This window comes from Stenotrophomonas sp., assembly GCF_032056425.1.
GTDB lineage: Bacteria > Pseudomonadota > Gammaproteobacteria > Xanthomonadales > Xanthomonadaceae > Stenotrophomonas.
This window is the reverse complement of record NZ_DAMBCN010000025.1, coordinates 23,494-46,878: the sequence shown is the minus strand read 5'-3', so window position 1 is coordinate 46,878 and position 23,385 is coordinate 23,494. Positions and strand designations below refer to the sequence as shown.

24 protein-coding genes are annotated in these 23,385 nt (G+C 66.8%); 16 read left to right on the top strand and 8 right to left on the bottom strand.

Translation table 11 applies throughout. The annotated features are described in order from the left end of the window. The first annotated feature begins 14 nt into the window (after window positions 1–14). Complete coding sequence (locus RTY46_RS15665; RefSeq protein WP_312709522.1) at window positions 15–623, top strand: DUF1963 domain-containing protein; 609 nt, start codon at window positions 15–17, stop codon at window positions 621–623. Between the two features lie 201 nt (window positions 624–824). Continuing rightward, window positions 825–1,067, top strand: coding sequence for a hypothetical protein (locus RTY46_RS15660; RefSeq protein WP_312709521.1), 243 nt, complete (start codon window positions 825–827; stop codon window positions 1,065–1,067). Window positions 1,068–1,197: 130 nt separating this feature from the next. On the opposite strand, the gene rplI is transcribed toward RTY46_RS15660, so the two are convergent. From rplI to RTY46_RS15635, 5 genes are all read right to left on the bottom strand, one after another. Then, the gene (rplI, locus tag RTY46_RS15655; RefSeq protein ID WP_312709520.1) at window positions 1,198–1,650 is read right to left on the bottom strand and encodes a 50S ribosomal protein L9; all 453 of its coding nucleotides are present in this window, start codon (window positions 1,648–1,650) and stop codon (window positions 1,198–1,200) included. A gap of 104 nt (window positions 1,651–1,754) precedes the next feature. Further along, window positions 1,755–1,985 (bottom strand): 30S ribosomal protein S18, encoded by a 231-nt coding sequence (rpsR, locus tag RTY46_RS15650; RefSeq protein WP_002804494.1) that lies wholly within the window; start codon window positions 1,983–1,985, stop codon window positions 1,755–1,757. Window positions 1,986–1,996: 11 nt separating this feature from the next. Then, on the bottom strand, window positions 1,997–2,434 hold the full coding sequence (gene rpsF / locus RTY46_RS15645; RefSeq protein WP_049445625.1) for a 30S ribosomal protein S6: 438 nt from the start codon (window positions 2,432–2,434) through the stop codon (window positions 1,997–1,999). Window positions 2,435–2,614: 180 nt separating this feature from the next. Beyond that, a complete protein-coding gene (locus tag RTY46_RS15640; RefSeq protein WP_312709518.1) occupies window positions 2,615–3,157 on the bottom strand; it encodes a CbrC family protein in 543 nt (180 codons plus the stop codon). 110 nt (window positions 3,158–3,267) lie between these two features. Next, window positions 3,268–3,606, bottom strand: a complete 339-nt coding sequence (locus RTY46_RS15635) for an iron-sulfur cluster assembly accessory protein (RefSeq protein ID WP_006452998.1) — start codon at window positions 3,604–3,606, stop codon at window positions 3,268–3,270. Window positions 3,607–3,735: 129 nt separating this feature from the next. Between RTY46_RS15635 and asnS the strand changes: the two genes are divergently transcribed. From asnS to RTY46_RS15575, 12 genes are all read left to right on the top strand, one after another. Further along, window positions 3,736–5,130 (top strand): asparagine--tRNA ligase, encoded by a 1,395-nt coding sequence (asnS, locus tag RTY46_RS15630; protein WP_176020277.1) that lies wholly within the window; start codon window positions 3,736–3,738, stop codon window positions 5,128–5,130. Window positions 5,131–5,160: 30 nt separating this feature from the next. After that, window positions 5,161–5,460 (top strand): hypothetical protein, encoded by a 300-nt coding sequence (locus RTY46_RS15625; RefSeq protein WP_005410232.1) that lies wholly within the window; start codon window positions 5,161–5,163, stop codon window positions 5,458–5,460. A gap of 7 nt (window positions 5,461–5,467) precedes the next feature. Further along, entirely contained in the window at window positions 5,468–5,779 is a 312-nt protein-coding gene (locus RTY46_RS15620; RefSeq protein ID WP_312709516.1) for a hypothetical protein, read from the top strand. Between the two features lie 10 nt (window positions 5,780–5,789). Continuing rightward, the gene (locus RTY46_RS15615) at window positions 5,790–6,428 is read left to right on the top strand and encodes an FMN-binding negative transcriptional regulator (protein ID WP_312709515.1); all 639 of its coding nucleotides are present in this window, start codon (window positions 5,790–5,792) and stop codon (window positions 6,426–6,428) included. Between the two features lie 74 nt (window positions 6,429–6,502). Then, complete coding sequence (gene can / locus RTY46_RS15610) at window positions 6,503–7,165, top strand: carbonate dehydratase (RefSeq protein ID WP_108750013.1); 663 nt, start codon at window positions 6,503–6,505, stop codon at window positions 7,163–7,165. Window positions 7,166–7,181: 16 nt separating this feature from the next. Further along, window positions 7,182–7,703: a 3-hydroxyanthranilate 3,4-dioxygenase gene (locus tag RTY46_RS15605; RefSeq protein WP_312709513.1), complete on the top strand. Its 522-nt coding sequence runs from the start codon at window positions 7,182–7,184 to the stop codon at window positions 7,701–7,703. Between the two features lie 95 nt (window positions 7,704–7,798). Beyond that, window positions 7,799–9,073: a kynureninase gene (gene kynU / locus RTY46_RS15600; RefSeq protein ID WP_312709511.1), complete on the top strand. Its 1,275-nt coding sequence runs from the start codon at window positions 7,799–7,801 to the stop codon at window positions 9,071–9,073. Between the two features lie 31 nt (window positions 9,074–9,104). After that, window positions 9,105–10,472, top strand: a complete 1,368-nt coding sequence (locus tag RTY46_RS15595; protein WP_312709509.1) for an NAD(P)/FAD-dependent oxidoreductase — start codon at window positions 9,105–9,107, stop codon at window positions 10,470–10,472. Beyond that, window positions 10,472–11,911, top strand: a complete 1,440-nt coding sequence (gene sbcB, locus RTY46_RS15590; protein WP_312709507.1) for an exodeoxyribonuclease I — start codon at window positions 10,472–10,474, stop codon at window positions 11,909–11,911. Before RTY46_RS15595 ends, sbcB begins: the two co-directional genes overlap by 1 nt. Continuing rightward, complete coding sequence (locus RTY46_RS15585) at window positions 11,908–12,594, top strand: DUF2461 domain-containing protein (protein ID WP_312709505.1); 687 nt, start codon at window positions 11,908–11,910, stop codon at window positions 12,592–12,594. Before sbcB ends, RTY46_RS15585 begins: the two co-directional genes overlap by 4 nt. Continuing rightward, window positions 12,594–13,586, top strand: a complete 993-nt coding sequence (locus tag RTY46_RS15580; protein ID WP_312709502.1) for an aldo/keto reductase — start codon at window positions 12,594–12,596, stop codon at window positions 13,584–13,586. Before RTY46_RS15585 ends, RTY46_RS15580 begins: the two co-directional genes overlap by 1 nt. Window positions 13,587–13,628: 42 nt before the next feature. Continuing rightward, entirely contained in the window at window positions 13,629–14,180 is a 552-nt protein-coding gene (locus RTY46_RS15575; protein ID WP_312709500.1) for a DUF2939 domain-containing protein, read from the top strand. 86 nt (window positions 14,181–14,266) lie between these two features. Here RTY46_RS15575 and RTY46_RS15570 read toward each other — a convergent pair whose 3' ends face one another. The 3 genes from RTY46_RS15570 to RTY46_RS15560 all read right to left on the bottom strand — a co-directional run bounded on the left by RTY46_RS15570 (window position 14,267) and on the right by RTY46_RS15560 (window position 21,215). Further along, on the bottom strand, window positions 14,267–15,214 hold the full coding sequence (locus RTY46_RS15570; protein ID WP_108750020.1) for a 5'-nucleotidase: 948 nt from the start codon (window positions 15,212–15,214) through the stop codon (window positions 14,267–14,269). Window positions 15,215–15,262: 48 nt separating this feature from the next. After that, entirely contained in the window at window positions 15,263–16,036 is a 774-nt protein-coding gene (locus RTY46_RS15565) for an NAD kinase (protein ID WP_108750021.1), read from the bottom strand. A 202-nt stretch (window positions 16,037–16,238) separates the two neighbouring features. Continuing rightward, window positions 16,239–21,215 (bottom strand): NAD-glutamate dehydrogenase domain-containing protein, encoded by a 4,977-nt coding sequence (locus RTY46_RS15560; RefSeq protein WP_312709498.1) that lies wholly within the window; start codon window positions 21,213–21,215, stop codon window positions 16,239–16,241. Between the two features lie 262 nt (window positions 21,216–21,477). Here RTY46_RS15560 and RTY46_RS15555 point away from each other — a divergent pair, with 262 nt between their 5' ends. Together RTY46_RS15555 and RTY46_RS15550 are read left to right on the top strand one after the other, a co-directional pair. Further along, on the top strand, window positions 21,478–22,134 hold the full coding sequence (locus tag RTY46_RS15555) for a TetR/AcrR family transcriptional regulator (RefSeq protein ID WP_312709497.1): 657 nt from the start codon (window positions 21,478–21,480) through the stop codon (window positions 22,132–22,134). Next, window positions 22,134–23,372 (top strand): efflux RND transporter periplasmic adaptor subunit, encoded by a 1,239-nt coding sequence (locus RTY46_RS15550; RefSeq protein WP_312709495.1) that lies wholly within the window; start codon window positions 22,134–22,136, stop codon window positions 23,370–23,372. The genes RTY46_RS15555 and RTY46_RS15550 overlap by 1 nt, the downstream gene beginning before the upstream one ends. Window positions 23,373–23,385 lie beyond the last annotated feature (13 nt).

The following is a 23,385-nucleotide window of genomic DNA, read 5'->3' as shown; positions in this document are numbered from 1 at the left end:
ACCAACATTAACCAATGCACATCCCTAGCCAGCCGCTCTATCAGGAACTGAATTTTGAACATCTTGGCCAGGCCCGGGATCGCGCCTTTCTTGGAGGTGACCCATACCTGCCTCCCGATACTCCTTGGCCTTGCGACGCAAATGGGAAGCCAATGCTTCATCTTGCGAGCCTGCCTGCACCCTTTGTTCAAACGCATGCCCAGAAGATCGAAATCAGAGCTGATCTCTGCGTGTCGATCTTCACGCCTTATGACGCTCTTGATGACGCCTACATCGAAACCGTCCTACTGACTGGCGGACGTGTCATCGCTTACGCACCCCACGAACCCGGCGCAGACAGCGCAATGCTCTCTTTTGAACCGCGTCTGATCACCACCGCTGCGGCCCGCATACCGGACGACGCCGATAACGGAATCGCCAAGATCGGCGGAATTCCTGCTTGGCTTCAGGACGATTGCGCTGAAGGACGGGAGTTCGTCCTCCAGATCAACGGTTCCCGATTGAACCGGGCAGCACCCACACATCGAGGGATCCTCGCCGGAGGAATGGGCTACCTGTTGCTCGATCGCAACATTCCCGCACCTTCAGTGGACTGCGGTCGATTTGTCATCCAAACCACTTGAGAGCGGTCCATGCAGATACAGATCAGCGGCCAGTATGGCGATTCGCACTCAGGCACCCTTTTTGCCCCACTCCAGATACAGCTGAATACCTGCTTCCAACGCCATGTGACGGGGAGCCATCTTAGATCCATCACCAAATTCGGAATCGTTCTTCGGGTCTCCGGGATGATCCGGACATTCGAACCAGATGGACCAGACCGCTTGAAGCTGTTTCTCAAAAGGCACCTACTGACCATGGATATGGTCTACGCCTGCCAGCCCTGGAAAACCATCGACAGGAACGCTCTCGCACCTGTTGTATCAGCAGACATGGCGACCTGCATCGACATGATGATCGAACGCGCGCGTCGTGCGGGAGAACTTCTGCAACCCGATCAACTACGGATGGACGTTGCCAATGCGCTTGCAGATTTCGAACGCCACTTCCTGGGTGAGGCTGTCTAGCAGGCAGTGGTGCAGGACGGCTGGCCAGTCGAGCATGGCTCGACTCTACAGGTCCGACATCCGCCCAAAACAAAACGGGCACCCCTGCGGGCGCCCGTTCTGCAGTGATACCCGGCCTTTCGGCCCGGAATCAGGCCTTTTCGGCTTCGACCACAACCTTGACGGTGGTTTCCACGTCGGCGTGCAGGTGCACCAGGACGTCGTACTCACCGATGTTGCGGAAGGCGCCTTCGCCCAGGATGACTTCGCTCTTGCTCAGCTCCAGGCCGGCAGCGGTGAAGGCATCGGCGATTTCGCGGGCGCCGACCGAGCCGTACAGCTTGCCTTCGGTCGAAGCGTTGGCGGCGATGGTCACGCTCGCGCCTTCCAGCTTGGCCTTGCGGCCTTCAGCGTCGGCGTGGATGGCCTGTGCCTTGGCTTCGTATTCGGCGCGCTTGGCTTCGAACTCGGCCTTGTTGCTCTCGGTGGCCGGCACGGCCTTGCCCTGCGGCACGAGGAAGTTACGGCCGTAGCCCGGCTTGACGGTGACCAGGTCACCCAGGTTGCCGAGGTTGGTGACCTTCTGCAGGAGGATCAGCTGCATGGTAGTGCTCCAGATAAGTTATTCGTTAGCGAGGCGCTGCCCCGCAACTGTGGCTGTCCGAATAGCTGGCACAGCGGGGCGGCACCGGGCCGCCCCGCCGGGCATCAGACGTCGTGGTTGTCGGTGTACGGGATCAGGGCCAGGAAGCGAGCGCGCTTGACGGCGGTCGCCAGCTGACGCTGGTACTTCGACTTGGTACCGGTGACGCGGCTCGGCACGATCTTGCCGTTCTCGGTCAGGTACTGGCGCAGGGTGTTGAGATCCTTGTAGTCGATCTCCTTCACACCTTCAGCCGTGAACTTGCAGAACTTGCGGCGACGGAAGAACTTGGACATGGGAAGGCTCCTTAGGCGGCGGAAGCGGCGTCGTCGCCAGCTTCGTTGTCAGCGGTGGTGGTGGACTCGCCTTCTTCGTCGTCACGACGACGGCGCTCACCGCGCTCCGGCTTGTCACCCTTCTCGTCCTTGCTCTTCATGATCAGCGACTGCTCGGTGTCAGCCTCGTCACGCTTGATGACCAGGTTGCGCAGCACGGCGTCGTTGAAGCGGAAGCTTTCGGTCAGCTCGTTCAGCACGGCCTGGTCGGCTTCGATGTTCAGCAGCACGTAGTGCGCCTTCACCAGGTTCTGGATCGGGTACGCCAGCTGGCGGCGGCCCCAGTCTTCCAGACGGTGGATGGTGCCGTTGCCGTTCTCGACCAGCGACTTGTAGCGCTCGATCATGGCCGGGACCTGCTCGCTCTGGTCCGGGTGGACCATGAACACGATTTCGTAATGACGACTCATGTTTTTTCTACCTTTCGGATGTGGCCTTGCGGCCGGACAGCCCCCCGCCGTGGATACCGCGGTGGGGCAAGGGTTCCCGCCAGGAAGGCAGGAAGCCGCGCATTATGGCGCAGATGGGGGTGGCGGGCAACCCGGCCTGCCGAGGGGTAGGTAGCGCCGGGCCATGCCCGGCGGACGTATTCAGCCCAGATCGACGTGAAGGCGGTGCTGGCCGCACTGCAGGCACTGGAACAGGCAACCGACCATCTCGCCATCACGGGTCAGGCATTCCAGTATCCCGTCGGCGTCGCGCGGGTTGACCGCCGCCACGTCCGGCCGGATCTGGTCCAGGATCGGCCGCAGGTCTTCGCCGCTGGCGAATCCGAGGAACGCGCAGGGCCGTTCACAATGGCTGAGCCAGACCGACTGCTGCCAGGACGGGTAGCCCGGGGTGCGCTCGCAGATCTCCAGCAGCATCTCACGGGGAATGCTTGGCGGCGGGTCAGCCGGGTCCGGCGACACCCCCTCGATGTCACTCCAGCCGGTGAATTCGCCCTCGAAACGTGCCGACGCACTGCCATCGGCAATGCACCACGGGCACAGGTAGTCGGGTTTCCGGGCGGCGTAGAACGGCCCGCGGTAGCGCAGCGCGCGAGACTGGCCGCAGCCGTCACAGACCCCGTCGACCGTTTCGAAGGCGGTCGCGTAGGCGTTGGGGTGGTAGGTGAAAACCGGGCGTTCCATCCGTGGGTCCATTCGTGCCGACCAAGGTCGGCACCTACCAGGCGGGCTGGCCGGGCCATTCCCCGGCGGGGTAGCACCGGGCCATGCCCGGCGGATGCCACAAGCGTGCGTCAGGCCTTGTCGGCGTCGGTGGTGAAGCTTTCACCGCACCCGCACTCGGCGGTGGCGTTCGGGTTGCTGAACGTGAACGTCTCGCTCAGGCCGTGCTTGCCGAAGTCGATCACGGTGCCGTCCACCAGGGCCAGGCTCTTGGCGTCGACGTAGATCTTCACGCCGTCCTGGTCGAACACGGTATCGCCTTCGCGCTCGTCCCGGGCCAGGTCGGTCACATGGCCCCAGCCGGAGCAACCGGTCTTGGTCACGCCGAAGCGCAGGCCCAGGGCGCCGGGGGTCTGGGCTACAAAGCGCTGCACGCGCTCGAAGGCGATGGGGGTCAGGCTGACGGCCATGAGGCTCACTCCAAGGGTACGGGGACATTATAAGGAGCCGTTGCCACGAAAAATGCCTCGCAAGCAGAACGCTGCAACCGGTAAACTCCCGTGTTCACAGATCGAGTCGATCAGCAGAGGATTCAAGTCATGACGGTGGTCAGCGTTGAACATGCGCTTGCCGGGAAGATCCCGGAAGGCGGCGAAGTCACGGTACGCGGATGGGTGCGCACGGTGCGCGGTTCAGCGAATCTGGCCTTCGTGAATGTGAGCGACGGCTCCTGCTTCGCCCCGATCCAGGTCGTGGCCAACGACACCCTGGGCAACTTCGACGAGATCAAGCGCCTGACCAGCGGCTGCTCGGTCATCGCCACCGGCACCCTGGTGAAGTCGCAGGGCAAGGGCCAGTCGTTCGAGATCCAGGCCAGTGCGCTGGAAGTGGTCGGCTGGGTCGAAGACCCGCTGACCTACCCGATCCAGCCCAAGCCGATGTCGCCGGAGTTCCTGCGCGAAGTGGCGCACCTGCGCCCGCGCACCAACCTGTTCGGCGCGGTCACCCGCATCCGCAACTGCCTGGCCCAGGCCGTGCACCGTTTCTTCCACGAGAACGGCTTCAACTGGATCAGCACCCCGATCATCACCACCTCCGACGCCGAAGGCGCCGGCCAGATGTTCCGCGTGTCCACCCTGGACATGGTGAACCTGCCGCGCGACGAGAAGGGCGCGATCGACTTCAGCCGCGACTTCTTCGGCAAGGAAACCTTCCTGACCGTGTCCGGCCAGCTGAACGTCGAGGCCTACTGCCTGGCGCTGAGCAAGGTCTACACCTTCGGCCCGACCTTCCGCGCCGAGAACAGCCACACCACCCGCCACCTGGCGGAGTTCTGGATGATCGAGCCGGAAATCGCCTTCGCCGACCTGGCCGAAGACGCGCGCCTGGCCGAGGAATTCCTGAAGTACCTGTTCCGTGCCGTGCTGAACGAGCGCGGTGACGACCTGGCCTTCATCGCCGAGCGCGTGGACAAGAACGCGATCACCAAGCTGGAAGACTTCATCAACGCACCGTTCGAGCGCATCGACTACACCGATGCGGTCAGCCTGCTGCAGAAGTCGGGCAAGAAGTTCGACTTCCCGGTCGAATGGGGCCTGGACCTGCAGACCGAGCACGAGCGCTGGCTGACCGAGGAACACGTCGGCCGCCCGGTGGTGGTGACCAACTACCCCGAGCACATCAAGGCCTTCTACATGCGCCTGAACGACGACGGCAGGACCGTCGCCGCAATGGACGTGCTGGCCCCGGGCATCGGCGAGATCATCGGCGGCAGCCAGCGCGAAGAGCGCCTGGACGTGCTGGACGCGCGCATGGCCCAGTTCGGCCTGGATCGCGAACACTACAGCTGGTACCGCGATTTCCGCCGCTACGGTTCGGTGCCGCACGCCGGTTTCGGCCTCGGCTTCGAGCGCCTGGTGGTCTACGTCTGCGGCCTGTCCAACATCCGCGATGCGATCCCCTACCCGCGCGCCCCGGGCAGCGCGGACTTCTAAGCCCCATACGAGCACGGAGGTACTGCCCCCATGACCCTGTTCTTCGCCCTCTGTTTCGTTGGCGTAGCAGTGGCCGGGTTCAGTGCCTTCGTGATCTTCTGGCCGCTGACCCTGGTGCACGTGCGCGATCGCCACCCGGCGCTTGCCGCACGCTTTGGCAGTGGCGCCTTCCTCAAGCCCGACGCCCTGGCCTGGCTGCTGCGCCGCGACTATCGCCAGCAGCCGGACCGTTCGCTGTCCGGGCTGGCGACGCCGGCCTGGGTATCGCTGCTGACCCTGCTGGCCGGACTGGGCATGGCTGCCCTGCTCTGGCTGGCCTCGCTCTGGTAACACACACATGAACGATGACACCGTACGAGACAGCTGGTGGCTGGCCAGCCTCGGCAACACCCTGATCTGGGCCCGCCTGCGCGTGCGCCCGGCCGGCACCGCCGAAGTGCTCGACAGCGACGGCAACACCCTCAGCTACGACAGCGAAGACACCGCCCGTTCGCAGCTGTTCGATGCCGAATTCGTCGAGTACGACGGTCTGGACGAAGAAGACGCGCTGGTGCGCGGCTTCAGCCTGCATGAAGTGCAACCGCCGCAGGCCGGCAGCGATGAAGGCCTGCGCGGCCGCATGGTGCAGTCGCTGGGCGGGCGCGCCTGAGCCCAGGCCGATGTTCACCCCGCGCGCCTTCGCCGAGACCGACCTGCGCTGGCTGGACCGCCTGCTGGCGCGCGATGCGTTTGTCACGGTGCTGACCACCGGTGACGACGGCCTGCCGGAACTGACCCGCGTGCCGGTGCTGTACCACCGCCAGGGCGCGCAGATCGAGCTGCGCGGGCACTGGGCCCGGGCCAACCCGCAGTCGCGCCGCGACGGCCCGGCCAAGATGCTGGTCGATGGCCCGCACGGGTATGTGTCGGCCAGCTGGTACCCCGACAAGGAGCCCGCCGCGCGCGTTCCCACCTGGAACTACGCCGCCGCCGAACTGCGCGGGCAGCTGCAGCGGTTCGATGATCCGGCCGCGCTGGCCGATCTGGTCGGTGCCATCAGTGACCGTTTTGAAGCCAGCGTCGGGCAGTCGTGGCAGTTCGAGGCCGACCGCCCCGCACACGGCCCGGAACTGCGCGCCATCGTCGGCTTCCGTTTCCAGGTCGAACAGGTGCAGCTGAAGCTGAAGTTGAGCCAGAACCATCCCGAAGCCAACCAGCAGGCAGTGATCGCCGCGCTGGATGACCTGCATACCCCCGCATCCACCGAGCTGGCGCAGTGGATGCGCTGGCACCGCGACGAGGCCGCCGCCGGCGGCTGAGCGCACGCTTCCCCACCACGACGCGGCCGGCAGGGCCGCCTCGTGCGCCCACCTGACGTCAGGGACACACGCACATGAAAGACATCCACAAGCTGCTGCAGAACAACCGCGAATGGGCCGACCGCATCGAGAAGGAAGACCCTGAGTTCTTCCACCAGCTGGCCAAGCAGCAGCATCCGGAATACCTGTGGATCGGCTGCTCCGATTCGCGCGTGCCGGCCAACCAGATCATCGGCATGGCCCCGGGCGAGGTGTTCGTGCACCGCAACGTGGCCAACGTGGTGGCCCACAGCGACCTGAACTGCCTGAGCGTGGTGCAGTACGCGGTGGACCAGCTGAAGGTGAAGCACATCCTGATCGTGGGCCATTACGGCTGCGGCGGCGTGCATGCCTGCCTGCACAACACCCGCGTGGGCCTGGCCGACAACTGGCTGCGCCACGTGGGCGATGTGGCACAGAAGCACGCGGCCATCCTCGATGCGATCGACGATGACGAACTCAAGCACGCGCGCCTGTGCGAACTGAACGTGATCGAACAGGTCGCCAACCTGTGCCGTTCCACCATCGTGGAAGACGCCTGGGCCCGCGGCCAGAAGCTGATGGTGCACGGCTGGGTGTACAGCCTGAAGGACGGCCGGGTAAGCGAGATGGGCATCGACGTTGGCGCCCAGGACGAGCTGAAGCCGGCTTACGAAAAGGCCCTGGCCTTCGTGCCCCGCCACGGCAAGCGCGACTGACCGCCCGGAGACTGCCATGCTCGCCTCGCCGATCAACCTGCTGGCCTGGATCGAAGAACACCGGCATCTGCTGAAACCGCCGGTGGGCAACAAGATGATCGAGAACGGCGACTTCATCGTGATGGTGGTGGGCGGCCCGAACTCGCGCACCGACTACCACTACGACGAAGGCCCGGAGTGGTTCTACCAGCTGGAAGGCGAGATGGTGCTGAAGGTGCAGGAAGGCGGCGCCGTGCGCGATATCCCGATCCGCGCCGGCGAGATCTTCCTGTTGCCGGGCAAGGTGCCGCATTCGCCGCGGCGCCCGCCCGGCGGCGTCGGCCTGGTGGTGGAGCGCAAGCGCCTGGCGCACGAGCGCGATGGCGTGATCTGGCATTGCGAGCAGTGCAACCACAAGCTGTACGAAGAGTACTTCACGCTGCAGAACATCGAGACCGATCTGCCCAAGGTGTTCGCGCATTACCAGGCCAGCCTGGAACTGCGCACGTGCAGTGAATGCGGGCACGTGGACCCGTTGCCGGCGCCCGCGGCGGGCTGATCGGTCGCCGGGCATGGCCCGGCGAGCGCGCCGCGCGGCATCACGCGGGCCCCAGGCGCTACACTGGCGATCCCGTTGCAGCCTGTTGCCCGCCCATGACCGATCTGCTCAGTCGCACCCACGCCATCGCCCTGGACGCTGCCGATCCGCTGCGCCCGCTGCGCAACGAATTCCTGATTCCGCGCCATGGCGGCGGTGAACAGACCTACTTCGTCGGCAACTCGCTGGGCCTGCAGCCGCGCGGCGCGCACGCCGCGGTGCAGGAGGTCATGAAGCAGTGGGGCGAGCTGGCGGTGGAAGGCCACTTTACCGGCCCCACCCAGTGGCTGTCCTACCACCGCCTGGTGAGCGCGCAGCTGGCACGCGTGGTCGGCGCCCTGCCCAGCGAAGTGGTGGCGATGAACACGCTGAGCGTGAACCTGCACCTGATGATGGTCAGCTTCTACCGGCCCACGGCCGAGCGCCCGGTCATCCTGATGGAAGCCGGCGCGTTCCCGACCGACCGCCACGCGGTGGAAGCGCAGATCCGTTTCCACGGCTTCGACCCGGCCGACAGCCTGGTGGAAGTGCAGCCGGATGAACCGAACGGCACGATTTCGATGGCCGCCATCGAACGCGCGATCGCCGAACACGGCCCACGCCTGGCGCTGGTGCTGTGGCCCGGCGTGCAGTACCGCAGCGGCCAGGTGTTCGACCTGGGCGCGATCACCCGCGCCGCGCGCCTGCAGGGCGCATGCATCGGCTTCGACCTGGCCCATTCGGTGGGCAACGTGCCGCTGCACCTGCACGACGTGGCGCCGGATTTCGCAGTGTGGTGCCACTACAAGTACCTCAACAGCGGCCCGGGTGCCGTGGCCGGTGCCTTCGTGCACGAGCGCCACCACCGCGACACTACCCTGCCGCGTTTTGCCGGCTGGTGGGGCCATGAAGAGGCCACGCGCTTCCAGATGTCCCCGCAGTTCACCCCGGCCGTGGGCGCAGAAGGCTGGCAGTTGAGCAATCCGCCGATCCTGGGCCTGGCCCCGCTGCGCGCCTCGCTGGACCTGTTCGAGCGCGCCGGCATGGACGCGCTGCGCAGCAAATCGCTGGCGCTGACCGGTCTGCTCGCTGCGCTGGTGCGCGCGCGCCTGCCGCAGGTGCTGGATGTGGTGACCCCGTCCGAACCGGAGCGCCGCGGCTGCCAGCTGTCACTGCGTGTGATCGCTGGCCGGGAGCGCGGCCGCGCCCTGTTCGAGTACCTGCGCGGCGTCGGCGTGCTGGGTGACTGGCGCGAACCGGACGTCATCCGCATCTCGCCCACCCCGCTCTACAACCGCTACCTGGACGTGCACCATTTCGTCGAGGAAGTCGAAGCCTGGGCTGGCCTGTAAGCCGCGCCCTCCCCTCCTGCTGGACAGTTCGTTGATCGCACACGCCTCCCGCTCCCTGAGCATCATCGGCGCCGGCCTGGCCGGCTCCCTGCTGGCCATCCTGCTGTCGCGGCAAGGCTGGCGCATCACCCTGTACGAACGCCGCGGCGACCCGCGCGTGGCCGATTATGAAAGCGGCCGTTCGATCAACCTGGCCCTGGCCGAGCGCGGCCGCAATGCGCTGCGCCAGGCCGGCGTGGAGGACGAAGTGATGGCCCGCGCGGTGATGATGCGCGGGCGCATGGTCCACCCGCGCGACGGCCAGCCGCAGCTGCAGCGCTATGGCCGCGACGACAGCGAAGTGATCTGGTCGATCCATCGCAGTGAACTGAACACCACGCTGCTGCAGCTGGCCGAAGAGGCCGGTGCCACCGTGCATTTCCACCGCCGCCTGCACACCGTGGATTTCGACGCCGGCTACGCGCGCTTCATCGATGACCGCGATGACAGCCCGCATGACATCCGCTTCGACAGCCTGATCGGCGCCGACGGTGCCGGTTCGGCACTGCGTGCGGCAATGAACCGGCGCGCGCCGCTGGGTGAGGACATCGCCTTCCTCGACCATTCCTACAAGGAACTGGAAATCCCGCCGGCCGCCGATGGCAGCTTCCGCATCGAGCGCAATGCGCTGCACATCTGGCCGCGCGGCCATTACATGTGCATCGCCCTGCCCAATCACGAAGGCACCTTCACCGTCACCCTGTTCCTGCCCAACCAGGGCAGCCCCAGCTTCGCCACCGTCAACACCGGCGCGCAGGCCGAGGCGCTGTTCGCTGCCGAATTCGCCGATGCGCTGCCGCTGATCCCGCACCTGCGCGCCGACTGGGAACAGCATCCGCCGGGCCTGCTGGGCACGCTGACCCTGGAGCGTTGGCACCAGGATGGTCGTGCCGTGCTGATCGGTGATGCCGCGCACGCGATGGTGCCCTTCCACGGCCAGGGCATGAACTGCGCGTTCGAGGATTGCGTGGCACTGGCCCGGCACCTGATGGAAGCCGGCGACCTGCAGGGCGCCTTTGCGGCGTTCGAGGCCGAGCGCAAGCCCAACGCGCAGGCCATCCAGCGGATGGCGCTGGAAAACTACCTGGAAATGCGCGACCGCGTGGCCGACCCGGCCTTCCTGCTGCAGCGCGAGCTGGAACAGGAACTGCAACGGCGCTGGCCGACCCGCTTCGTGCCGCACTACACCATGGTCACCTTCCTGCACACGCCGTACGCCGAAGCGCTGCGCCGCACCGAACTGCAGCGCGACATGCTGGTGGCGGCCACGGCCGGCCACACCACGCTGGACAACATCGACTGGGCCGCACTGGAAGCGCAGATCCACGCGCAGCTGCCGGTGCTGGAGGGCGCGCACTGATGGCTGACAGCTTCCTGTTCTACGACCTGGAAACCTTCGGCCAGGACCCCCGCCGCACCCGCATCGCGCAGTTCGCGGCCATGCGCACCGACGCCGATCTGAACGTGATCGACACGCCGGTCAGCTTCTTCGTGCGCCCGGCCGATGATCTGCTGCCCTCGCCCATGGCCACCCTGGTCACCGGCATCACCCCGCAGCAGGCCATGGCCGAGGGCGTGAGCGAGGCCGAGGCATTCGACCGCATCAACGAGCAGATGTCGCGCCCCGGCACCTGCGCGCTGGGCTACAACACCCTGCGCTTTGATGACGAATTCATCCGCTACGGGCTGTTCCGCAATTTCCACGATCCCTACGAGCGCGAATGGCGCAACGGCAATTCGCGCTGGGACCTGCTGGACATGCTGCGCCTGATGCGTGCGTTGCGCCCCGATGGCATCCAGTGGCCGCAGCGCGAGGACGGCGCCACCTCGTTCAAGCTCGAACACCTGGCCGAGGCCAATGGCGTGCGCGAAGGCGATGCGCATGAAGCACTTTCCGATGTGCGCGCCACGCTGGGCATGGCCCGCCTGTTCAAGCAGTCGCAGCCGCGCCTGTGGGACTACGCCCTGAAGCTGCGCGACAAGCGCTTCGTGGGCAGCCTGCTGGACGTGGCCGCCATGCAGCCGGTGCTGCACATTTCCATGCGCTACCCGGCCAGCCGTCTGTGTGCGGCGCCGGTACTGCCGCTGGCCATGCACCCCACCATCGGCAACCGCGCCATCGTGTTCGACCTGGACGGCGAGATCGACGATCTGCTGGCCCTGCCCGCCGAGGTGATCGCCCAGCGCCTGTACCTGCGCGCCAGCGAACTGCCCGAGGGCGTGGCCCGCGTGCCGCTGAAGGAAGTGCATCTGAACAAGGTGCCGGCGCTGGTGGCCTGGAACCACCTGCGTGCCGATGACCATGCACGGCTGGGGCTGGACGTGGCCGCGATCGAGGCCAAGGCCGCGCGCCTGCGCGAGGTGGCACCGCAACTGGCCGAGAAGGCCCGCCAAGTGTTCAACCAGCCACGCCCACCGATGCTGACCGATGTGGATGCCTCGTTGTACGACGGCTTCCTCGGCGCCGGCGACAAGCCCCTGCTGGCCCTGGCGCGCACCACGCCGCCGCCGCAGCTGGCCGCGCTTGAAGAGCGCTTCCGCGACCCGCGGCTGCCGGAGCTGCTGTTCCGCTACCGCGCCCGCAACCACCCGCAGACCCTGTCGCCAGCCGAGCTGGAACGCTGGCACGACTACCGGCGGCAGCGTCTGCTGGGCGAACAGGGCCTGGGCGAACTGAACCTGCCCCAGTACCAGCAGCAGATCGACGCGCTGGCTGCCGAAGCGCCCGATGACGCGCGCCGTGGCGAGCTGCTGCAGTCACTGCGCGACTGGGGCCACCACCTGCAGGAGCACCTGTGAGCACGTATTTTTCCGACGCCAGTTTCAAGTTCCTGCGCAGCCTGGCGCGGCATAACGAAAAGGCCTGGTTCAATGACCACCGCCAGCAGTACGAAGACCACGTCCGGCAGCCGTTCCTGCGCCTGCTGGGCGACCTGCAGCCGGCACTGGGCGAGATCAGCGAGCACTTCCGCGCCGACACCCGGGGGGTGGGCGGTTCGTTGTTCCGCATCCATCGTGATGCGCGCTTTTCCAACGACAAGTCGCCCTACAAGACCTGGCAGGGTGCGCGCCTGTTCCACGAACGCCGCCGCGAAGTGGCCGCACCGTCGTTCTACATCCACCTGCAGCCGGGCGAGAGCTTTGTCGGCGCCGGCCTGTGGCACCCAGAACCGGAAACCCAGCGCCGCGTGCGCCACTTCATCCTGGACAACCCGGGCAGCTGGAAGGCGGCCGCGCATGCCGCGCCCCTGCGCAAGCGCTTCGACTTCGAAGAAAGCGAGAAGCTGGTGCGCCCACCGCGCGGTTTCCCGGCTGACTTCGAATTCATCGATGACCTGAAGCATCGCAACTGGGTCATGTGGCGCTCGCTGGACGATGACACCATGACCGGCCCCCGCCTGCTGTCCACCCTCGGCAAGGACCTGGCCACCCTGGCACCGTTCGTGGATTATCTGTGCGCGGCGCTGGACCTGGAGTTCTGATGAACCACGCACTGCCACTGGCCCAGCAACGGCGCCCCCTGGGGCGTACCGGCCTGGCGGTTTCGCCGGTCGGGCTGGGCTGCTCCGGTTTCTGGGGACACCCACGTTTCGCCGAGGATGCTGCGGCGGCCGTGGTGGATCGCGCCCTGGCGCAGGGCGTGAACCTGCTCGATACCGGCCACAACTATTCCGGCTTCCATGCCGAACCGCGCCTGGGCCGCATCCTGCGCCCGTTGCTGGCGCGGTTCCCGCGTGAATCGCTGGTCATTTCCAGCAAGGGCGGCACCCTGACCGGGCAGGCCGGCATCAGCGGCGCCGAACAGCGGGATTTCTCGCCCGCCGCGATCACCGCCAGCTGCGAAGCCTCGCTGCGCAACCTCGGCCTGGACTACCTGGATCTGTACCAGCTGCACGGCGCCAGCGAGCACGACATCAATGACGATCTGCTGGCAGCGCTGCAACGCCTGCGCGAACGCGGGTTGATCCGGCACACCGGCATCAACACCCACTCGGCGGTCACCTTGGAATGGATGATCGCCCACCCCCAGACCTTCGACGTGGTGCTGCTGGATTTCAACGCGCTGCAGCAGGACCGCGCACCGCTGATCGATCGGCTGCACGCGGCCGGCATCGGCGTGCTGGCCGGCACCGTGCTGGCACAGGGGCACCTGCTGCCGGCCCGCCCGCGCCTGCCGCGCCTGGCCGACGGCTGGTACCTGGCCCGCGCGTGGCTGAAGCCGAGCAGTCGCCAGTTGATGCGCAGTGCCGGTGCGATGCGCCGTGCAGTGGCCAGCATCGACAGCCAGCGCCCGGCGCAGACCGCCTTTGCCTATGTGCTGCAGCACCCGGGCGTGGCCAGCGGCATTCTGGGCACCACCCGCCCGGACGGCCTGGACGAAGTGCTGGCCACGCGCGTGGACGCGCTGAGCGCGGCCGAGCGGCAGCGGTTGGTGGCAGCCTTTGGCGATGGCCGCGGGTCGCCCAGTCACTGAGTCTTCACCTGTACGGCCGGCGTTTGCGGCAGTCTGGGCAGCATGAAGAAACTCATCGGCGTCCTGATCCTGGCAGTTGCGGCCGTCTGCGCGTGGTGGTTTGGCGGCCCCTACCTGACCGTGCATGGTCTGTCCAAGGCCATCGAGCAGCGCGACACCGCGCGGCTGGAGCGTTACGTGGATTTCCCGCGCGTGCGCAGCAGCCTGCGCGCGCAGTTGAACGACTATCTGGTGCGGCAGGCCGGGCCCGAGCTGGCCAGCAGCCCCTTCGGCGCGCTGTTGTATGGCCTGGGCGACCAGCTGGGCGGGGCGGCAGTGGACACGATGGTGACCCCCACCGGCATCGGCGCCCTGCTGCAGGGCCACGTGCTGTGGAAGCGTGGCCGCAACGAACTGCAGGGCGGTGATGCGTTCGGGCCGACCGAACCGGCGCAACCCCTGAAGCACGCCGAACACCATTTCGAGGCACTGGACCGGTTCGTGGTGGACGTGGACCGCGGGCCTGGCCAACCGCCGTTGAAGGTGGTGCTGGAACCGCAGGGCCTGCGCTGGAAGGTGGTGGACCTGCAGTTGGGGATGTCGGGCAACCCGTAAGCCCCGCGCCGCTGCGCTCGCCGGGCATGGCCCGGCGCTGCCACCGCAGGGCCCATCCGGTAGCGCCGGGCCATGCCAGGCGAACGTCATCCCTCGTTGGCGACACCGTGCGGCACGTGACCGGCAGCCACGTGTTCGCGGGCGCTGTCGATGTTGTGCTGGGAATCGTCGAAGAAGATGTCTGCGCCGAAGGCCTGCAGGAACGGGCCTTTGTGCCGCCCGCCCAGGAACAGGGCTTCATCCAGGCGCACGCCCCATTCGCGCAGGGTGCGGATCACCCGCTCGTGCGCCGGCGCCGATCGCGCGGTGACCAGCGCGGTGCGTATCGGCGCACTCTCGCCGGCCGGGAACACTTCCTGCAGCGTGTGCAGCGCCGACAGGAAGCCACGGAACGGGCCGCCGCTGAGCGGCTCGCGCGCCCGCTCGCGCTCGTGGCGACCGAACGCTTCCACGCCCTGCTCGCGCGAAATGCGCTCGCTTTCATCGCCGAAGATCACCGCGTCGCCATCGAAGGCGATGCGCAGCTGGCCGGCATTGCGTTCGCTGTGCACCACTTGGTCCTCGGCGGCCGCGGCGGTTTCACCCGGCGGCTTGGGCAGGATGGTGGCGGCAGCAATGCCATGTCGCAGCGCACTGCGCACCGATTCGGGGTTGGCCGACAGGAACAGATCGGTGCCGAACGGCTTCACGTAGGGCCAGGTCGGTTCGCCGGCGGTGAAGGTGGCGCGGATGATGCCCAGCCCGTAGTGCTGGATGGAATTGAAGATGCGCAGGCCGGTGTCGGCTGAGTTGCGCGACAGCAGGATCACCTCCACCCGCGGGTTCTCCGGGCTGGCGCCCTGGTTCAGCGCCAGCAGCTTGCGCACCACCGGGAAGGCCACGCCAGGCCCCAGGATGTCGTCCTCATGCTGCCGCTGGTACTCGGCATAGGCGGCCACGCCGTCGCTTTCGAACAGCGCGTGGCTCTCCTCCAGGTCGAACAGCGCGCGCGAGGTTACCGCGACGGTCAGCAAACGGGGGGTGTTGTCGCCCATGGCGGGGGTTCCTTGCAGCGGACGGCGGGGGCCGGCGGCGTATTGTCCTCAAAAAACGAACTGTTCGCTCAGGATGCGGTCTTCCAGGTTGTGTTCCGGGTCGAACAGCAGGGTCACCCGGCGGTCCTTCGATTCGCGGATGGTCACTTCCACCACGTCGCGCGTCTCGTGCGAATCGGCAGTCACGCTCACCGGCCGCTTGTACGGGTCCAGCACGCGGAAGCGCACTTCGGTGTCGGCCTTGAGGATGGCGCCGCGCCAGCGGCGCGGGCGGTACGGGGCCAGCGGCGTCAGTGCGATGGTGTGCGAACCCAAGGGCAGTACCGGCCCATGCGCGGAATAGTTGTAGGCGGTGCTGCCGGCCGGGGTGGCCACCAGCACGCCATCGCCGATCAGCTCGGCCACGCGCTCCTGGCCGTTCAGATCGATGCCGATATGCGCGGCCTGGCGGGTCTGCCGCAGCAGCGACACATCGTTGTAGGCCAGCGAACCGGTACTGGTGCCCGACTCGGTCAGCGCGATCATTTCCAGCGGGCGCAGGTTGGCCGGCTCGGCGCGTGCGATGCGGGCCTGCACGTCATCGTCGCCGCGGTACTGGTTCATCAGGAAGCCAACCGTACCCAGCTTCATGCCGAACACCGGTTTGCCCAGGTGGCCATGGCGGTGCAGGGTCTGCAGCATGAAACCGTCGCCGCCCAGCGGGCACAGCACATCGGCCTGGTCGGGCGCGTGGTCGCCATAGCGCGACACCATGGCCGCGCGGGCCATTTGCGCAGGTTCGGTGGTGCTGGCCAGGAACGCGATGCGGGGGGTGTCGCTCATGGGTGGATCCGGGGGAAGGCTGTTCAAGAGCATAACCGAGCGCCGCGGCGCTCGCCGGGCATGGCCCGGCGCTACCTGCAATCCCGCACGTTGGTAGCGCCGGGCCATGCCCGGCGAACGGCGGCCCGCAACGCAGAACGGCCCCGCTCTCGCGGGGCCGTTCTGTTTCACGCATGCCGGGCAGCGCCCGGCACTACATCACTTACGCACCATGTGCTGCCAGCTGGCCCAGACGCTGCACCGCGACCGAAACGGTCGGGTAGTCCAGGGTCTTCTGCTCGGCCAGTTCGGCCAGCATCGACAGGGTGAAGCGCAGGCTGTTGTCGTCGCGGCCAATCCACGCCGACACCTTGGCTTCGGCACTGCCGCCCTTGGTCGCCAGCACCTGGCCGGCCAGGTTGCGGTGGTGGTGGGCCAGCTCGTCACGCAGCACGCCACGGGCCACCGCGTGCCAACGGCCGTTGACCTCCAGCGCGTCGATCTGCTCGAACAGCCACGGCAGCTGCAGGGCATCGCCCAGGCGGAAGTGGATCTTGGACACGTCCACCGGCTTCAGCTTGCGGGTACGGGCCAGTTCGATGATGTCGAACGCCGGTTCCAGGAAGTGCAGTTCGGCCAGCTGTTGCGCCAGTGCCGACGGCAGGCCCTTCTCCTTCCACTCGGCCACCAGGGCTTCGTAGGTCGGACGCTGCGAATCGGGCAGCACGCCCGAAGCCACGCGGATGTCGTTGAACGGACCCTGGTAGCGGTTCACCGCCTCGGTGATGCCCGGCATCGGGCCCGGGCGCGACAGCAGCCAGCGCACGAACGAACGCTGCAGCTTCCAGATCACTTCCAGTGCGTCGATCTGCACCGATTCGGGCAGCTTGCCGTCCAGCGCGTCGATCTGCGCCCACAGCGCGCGTGCATCCAGCGTTTCGCGGCTGATGGTGTAGGCCTTGGCGACCTCGGCGATGGAACGGCCAGTGTCTTCCTGCATGCGCATCAGGAAGGTGGCGCCCATGCGGTTGATAGTCTGGTTGGTCACGGCAGTGGCGATGATTTCGCGCTTCAGGCGGTGACGCTCCATCGCGTCGGCATACTTCTTCTGCAGCGGGGTCGGGAAGTAGCGCTGCAGTTCCTTGGACAGGTACGGGTCTTCGGGGATGTCCGAATCGAGCAGCTGGGCGAACGCCACCAGCTTGGAATAGGACAGCAGCACCGACAGTTCCGGACGGGTCAGGCCCTGGCCGCGCGCCTTGCGCTGGGACAGCTCGGCATCGGACGGCAGGAACTCGATCTGGCGATCCAGCAGGCCCTGCTGTTCCAGCGTGCGGATGAAGTGCTGTTTGGAACCCAGGCGCTTGACGGCCATCCGCTCCATCAGGCTCAGCGCCTGGTTCTGGCGGTAGTTGTCGTTCAGCACCAGGTCGGCCACTTCGTCGGTCATCGACGCCAGCAGCTTGTTGCGCTGTTCAACGGTCAGCTTCTTGGCCCGCACCACATCATTGAGCAGGATCTTGATGTTGACTTCGTGGTCGGAGGTGTCCACACCGGCCGAGTTGTCGATGAAGTCGGTGTTGAGCAGCACGCCGGCCTGGGCGGCTTCGATGCGGCCCAGCTGGGTCATGCCCAGGTTGCCACCCTCGCCCACCACCTTGCAGCGCAGCTCGCCACCGTTCACGCGCAGCGCGTTGTTGGCGCGGTCGCCGACATCGCTGTGCTGTTCGCTGGCAGCCTTCACGTAGGTACCGATACCGCCGTTCCACAGCAGATCCACCGGTGCCTTCAGGATCGCGCTCATCAGATCGTTCGGCGACAGCGCCTTGACGTTCTCGTCCAGGCCCAGCGCTTCACGCACCTGCGGGGTGATCTCGATCGACTTCAGGCTGCGCGGATAGATGCCGCCGCCCTTGCTGATCAGCTTGGCATCGTAGTCGGCCCAACTGGAACGCGGCACGGTGAACATGCGCTCACGCTCGACGAACGAGGTGGCCGCATCCGGGTTCGGGTCCAGGAAGATGTGGCGGTGATCGAACGCGGCCAGCAGGCGGATGTGGCGCGACAGCAGCATGCCGTTGCCGAACACGTCGCCGGACATGTCGCCCACGCCGACGGTGGTGAAGTCCTGGGTCTGGCTGTCACGGCCCAGCGCACGGAAGTGGCGCTTGACCGATTCCCACGCACCGCGCGCGGTGATGCCCATGCCCTTGTGGTCGTAGCCGACCGAACCACCGGAGGCGAACGCATCGCCCATCCAGAAGCCGTGCGCGACGGCCAGGCCGTTGGCGATGTCACTGAAGGTCGCGGTGCCCTTGTCGGCGGCCACCACCAGGTACGGATCGTCCATGTCGTGGCGCACGACATCCACCGGCGGCACGATCTTGTTGTTGACGATGTTGTCGGTGATGTCCAGCAGGCCCTGGATGAACAGCTTGTAGCAGGCCACGCCGTTGGCGAAGATCGCATCGCGGTCGCCGTTCACCGGCGGGGTCTTGGCGAAGAAGCCACCCTTCGCGCCGACCGGCACGATGACGGTGTTCTTGACCATCTGTGCCTTCACCAGGCCCAGCACTTCGGTACGGAAGTCTTCGCGACGATCCGACCAGCGCAGGCCGCCACGCGCAACCGCACCGAAGCGCAGGTGGGTGCCTTCCACGCGCGGGCCGTACACGAAGATCTCGCGGTACGGGCGCGGCTTGGGCAGGTCCGGCACCAGCGCCGAATCGAACTTGAAGCTGATGACATGGCCGTGCTGGCCGTTGGCATCGGTCTGGTAGTAGCTGGTGCGCAGGGTCGCGTCGATCACGCCCATGAACGAGCGCAGGATGCGGTCCTCGTCCAGGCTGGACACGCGGTCCATCAGCTTCAGCAGCGCATCGCGCGCGGCCTGCATCTGCGCATCGCGGTCACCCTTGCGGGCGTCGACCACGGTCTTGAGCACCTTCAGGGTGGCCTCGTCGCCGGCGGCCAGCACATCGAGGTGTGCCTTCAGCTGGGTCTGGCCAGCGGCGATGTCCTCCTTGCTCTCGTGGCCGGTGGCCGGATCGAAGCGGGCTTCGAACAGTTCCACCAGCAGGCGCGCCAGCAGCGGGTAACGGGCGAAGGTGCCTTCCACGTACGCCTGCGAGAACGGCACACCGGTCTGCAGCAGGTACTTGCAGTAGCCGCGCAGCATGGCGACCTGGCGCCAGTGCAGACCGGCGGCCAGCACCAGGCGGTTGAAGCCGTCGTTCTCGGCATCGCCGTGCCAGACGCGGGCGAAGGTCTCGCCGAAGGCTTCATCCACGCGCGCGGCATCGATGGCGCCGGCGGTCGATTCAACTTCGAAGTCCTGCACGTACACCGGCGCGTTGTCGACCGACAGGCGGTACGGACGCTCGGCGATCACGCGCAGGCCCATGTTTTCCATCATCGGCAGCGCGTCCGACAGCGGAATGTCATCCAGCTGGCGGTACAGCTTCAGGCGCAGGCCATCGCCGCTTTCGCGCGGCACGGCCTGCAGGCTCAGGCGCAGGTCGTCCGGGCCGGTCAGCGCGTCCAGCTGGCTGACATCGTTGGCGGCAACCGCGGTGCTGTTGTCTTCGATGTAGCCGGCCGGCAGTGCCTTGCCGATGCGTGCGGCAATGCGCAGGCCTTCGGTTTCGCCATGGCGCGACACCAGCGCTTCACGCAGGTCGTCCTGCCAGTTGCGCAGCACCTGGGCAAGCTTCTGTTCCAGTTCGGCGGTATCGACGTCCAGCATTTCGCCCGGCTTCGGGCGCACGATCAGGTGCACCTGGGCCAGCGGCGATTCGCCCAGCACCACCGAGCTGTCCACGTACTCGCCGTGCAGCGCTTCCTTCAGCATGGCTTCGATGCGCAGGCGCACATCGGTATTGAAGCGTTCGCGCGGCAGGTAGACCAGCGCGGAAATGAAACGGCTGTACTTGTCGCGGCGCAGGAACAGGCGGCTGCGCACGCGCTCCTGCAGGCCCAGCACGCCCATGGCGGTGCGCAGCAGTTCGTCCTCGCTGGACTGGAACAGCTCTTCGCGCGGCAGGGTTTCCAGAATGTGGCGCAGGGCCTTGCCGCTGTGGCTGGCCGGGGCCAGGCCGGACTGCTTCATCACGTGTTCGTGGCGCTGGCGCACCAGCGGGATTTCCCACGGGCGACGGTTGTAGGCGCTGGAGGTGAACAGGCCCAGGAAGCGCTGTTCGCCGATGATCCTGCCCTTGGCGTCGAATGCCAGCACGCCGATGTAGTCCATGTAGCCGGCGCGGTGCACGCGCGAACGGGCATTGGTCTTGGTCAGGATCAGCGCGTCCTTCAGCCCGGACGTGGTATTCAGCCCCTGCGCGGCCAGCGTCTTGACCGGGCGCGCAGCGGACTTGTCCTTGCCGCGCATCAGGCCCAGGCCGGTGTCGTTCAGCGGCGCCAGCACGTCTTCCTTGCCCTGCTTCTCAACGCGGTACTCGCGGTAGCCGAAGAAGGTGAAGTGGTTGTCGGCGGCCCAGCGCAGGAATTCCTGTGCTTCGGCACGCGAGGTGTCGTCCACCGGCAGGGTGCGGCTGCCCAGGTCGTCGGCCAGGGCCAGTGCCTTGTCCTTCATCGGCTGCCAGTCGCGCACGATGGCGCGCACTTCGTCCAGCGCCTTGTTGATGGCCTGCTCGATGGCGGCCATGGCATCGGCCGGCTGGCGGTCGATCTCCAGCAGCATCACCGATTCGGCTTCGCCCTCGCCCACCTTGGCCAGCTTGCCGGCCTTGTCGCGGGTGAAGCGCAGCACCGGGTGGCCCAGCACGTGCACGCCCACGCCCTGTTCGGCCAGGGTCATGGTGACGGTATCGACGAGGAACGGCATATCGTCATTGACGATCTGCAGCACCGTGTGCGGCGATTCCCAGCCATTGGCCTTGGTGGTCGGGTTGAACACGCGCACGTTGGCCTTGCCAGCCTTGCGGGCGCGGGCAAATTCCAGGGTGTCGGCGGCCAGCGCGGCCCACTCGTCAGCGCTGTGGTGCGGGAACTCGTCCGACTCCATGCGCTTGTAGAAATCCGCGGCGAATGCCACTGCCTCGGCCTGCGCGGCAGAGGGGTAACGCTTGCGCAAGGCCGTGTACACCGGCTCCAGGGAGAAACCAGCGGTCACTGCGACCTCCGACTCAGCTGGCTTGGTCTTGTTTTTCACGGTCTTGGCTGCGGTTTTTTGCGGTTTCATGGCAGAGCGATGCGCTTGCTCAGTTGGGAAAATGAAATTGTAGACCTATCCCGCGTAAAGGCCTTGCTGCAGGACGGAATAACCAGATTCGGGTTTGCTGCGGTTTAGACGCCTATTCAGTTCGCACCGGTATGGCGCGCACGGCGTTCCCTGCGCTGCCGACAGGATCGGCAAAGCGTGTTACGGAAAACCACATGGCAGGTGACAGGCAGGACTATCGGCACGATTCCACAATCCTGAACTGGACGGTATAGTCCACCGCGTGAACCCCACTACCCTCCCCGTTGCCGTGGACGCGCGCGATGAGCGCGTGTTCGATGCCGTGCGCGAACTGCTGGGCCGCCAGGGCATGCAGATGAGCATGGACGCGGTGGCCCAGCAGGCCGGCTGTTCCAAGCAGACGCTCTATTCGCGCTACGGCAGCAAGCAGGACCTGCTGCGCCGGGTCGTGCAGCGGCACGTGGGCGATGCCAGCGGCATCCTGCTGCGTGCACTCCGCAGTGACGACCTGCGTGCCAGCCTGTTGCAGTTCGCCACCGACTTCCTGGAGCACTTCAACCAGCCCCACGTGGGCCAGGCCTGCCGACTGATTGCTGCCGATGCATCCCAGTTCCCCGAAGAGGCGCGTACGCTGTACCGGGAAGGAGCCGGGGCACTGACACTTCATCTTGCTGAATGGATTGAAACCGTTTGCAGGCGTGGCCTGCTCCGGCATGACGACCCGCACTACATGGCCGAACTGCTGCTGAGCATGATCGCCGGTCAGGATTTCGACAAACAACGCTTCCATACCCCCCATCGCGATGACGCGCGTGCGCGCAGGCGCTGGGCCGAGTTCTCCGTTGACGGTTTCCTGCGCGCGTTCGCGCCGGAACCGGCAGCGGTCCCGTCTACAAACCAACACCGGAGTTTCTCCTGATGACCGCCCCACTCCGCACCCTTGCCTTGACGTTCGCCGTCGCCGTCGCCCTGGCGGCCTGCAAGAAGCCGGAACAGCAGACGCCCCCGCCGCCGGAAGTGGGCGTGATCGATGCCAAGCCGCAGACCCTGCCGCTGCAGCGTGAGCTGGTTGGCCGCCTGTCGCCCTACCGCAGTGCCGACGTGCGCGCGCGCGTGCCGGGCGTGCTGCTCAAGCGCGTCTACCAGGAAGGCAGCCAGGTGAAGCAGGGCCAGACCCTGTTCCTGATCGATCCGGCCCCGCTGCGCGCCGAACTGAATGCATCCGAAGCCCAGCTGGCCTCGGCCCGTGCCACCTACGCCAACGCCAAGGTCGCCGCCGACCGCGCCCGTTCGCTGGCCCCGCAGCAGTACGTGTCCAAGTCCGACCTGGATGCCGCCCAGGCCACCGAGCGCACCGCGCTGGCTGCGGTGAAGCAGGCAGAAGCGGCCGTGTCGTCCTCGCGCATCAGCCTGGGCTATGCCGAAGTGACCGCACCGATCAGCGGCGTGGCCAACAAGCAGCAGGTGACCGAAGGCGCGCTGGTCGGCCAGGGTGACGTGACCCTGCTGACCACCGTGGACCAGCTGGACCCGCTGTACGTGAACTTCTCGCTGAGCGTGGACGAGCTGAGCCTGCTGCGCGCACAGCAGGCCAAGGGCGCGCTGGCGCTGTCCGGCGACGGCAAGGCCACCGTGGCAGTGAAGCTGTCCGACGGCACCACCTATGGCGAACAGGGCACCTTGGACTTCTCGTCCACCACGGTTGACCCGACCACCGGTGCGGTGTCCCTGCGCGCGGTGCTGCCGAACCCGCAGCAGATCCTGCTGCCGGGCGCCTTCGTCAGCTTCCAGGCCAACCTGGGTGACCGCAACAACGCCTTCCTGGTGCCGCAGCAGGCGCTGCAGCGCGACACCATGGGCGGCTTCGTGATGGTGGTCGGCGCCGACGGCAAGGTGGTGCGCAAGAACGTCAAGACCGACGGTGCCCAGGGCGGCAACTGGCTGGTCAGCGACGGCCTCGCCGCCGGTGACAAAGTGATCGTGGCCGGCGTGCAGAAGGTCAAGGAAGGGGCACCGGCCACGGCCAAGCCCTGGACCCCGGGCCAGGACGCCAGCGCCAAGCCGGCCGCCGCCGGTGCCGCGCCGGCCGCCGACAAGGCCCCGGCCGAGGCGGCCGACAAGGCCGAACCGGCTGCCACCGAATCGAACAAGCAGTAACGGGACCCTTCCG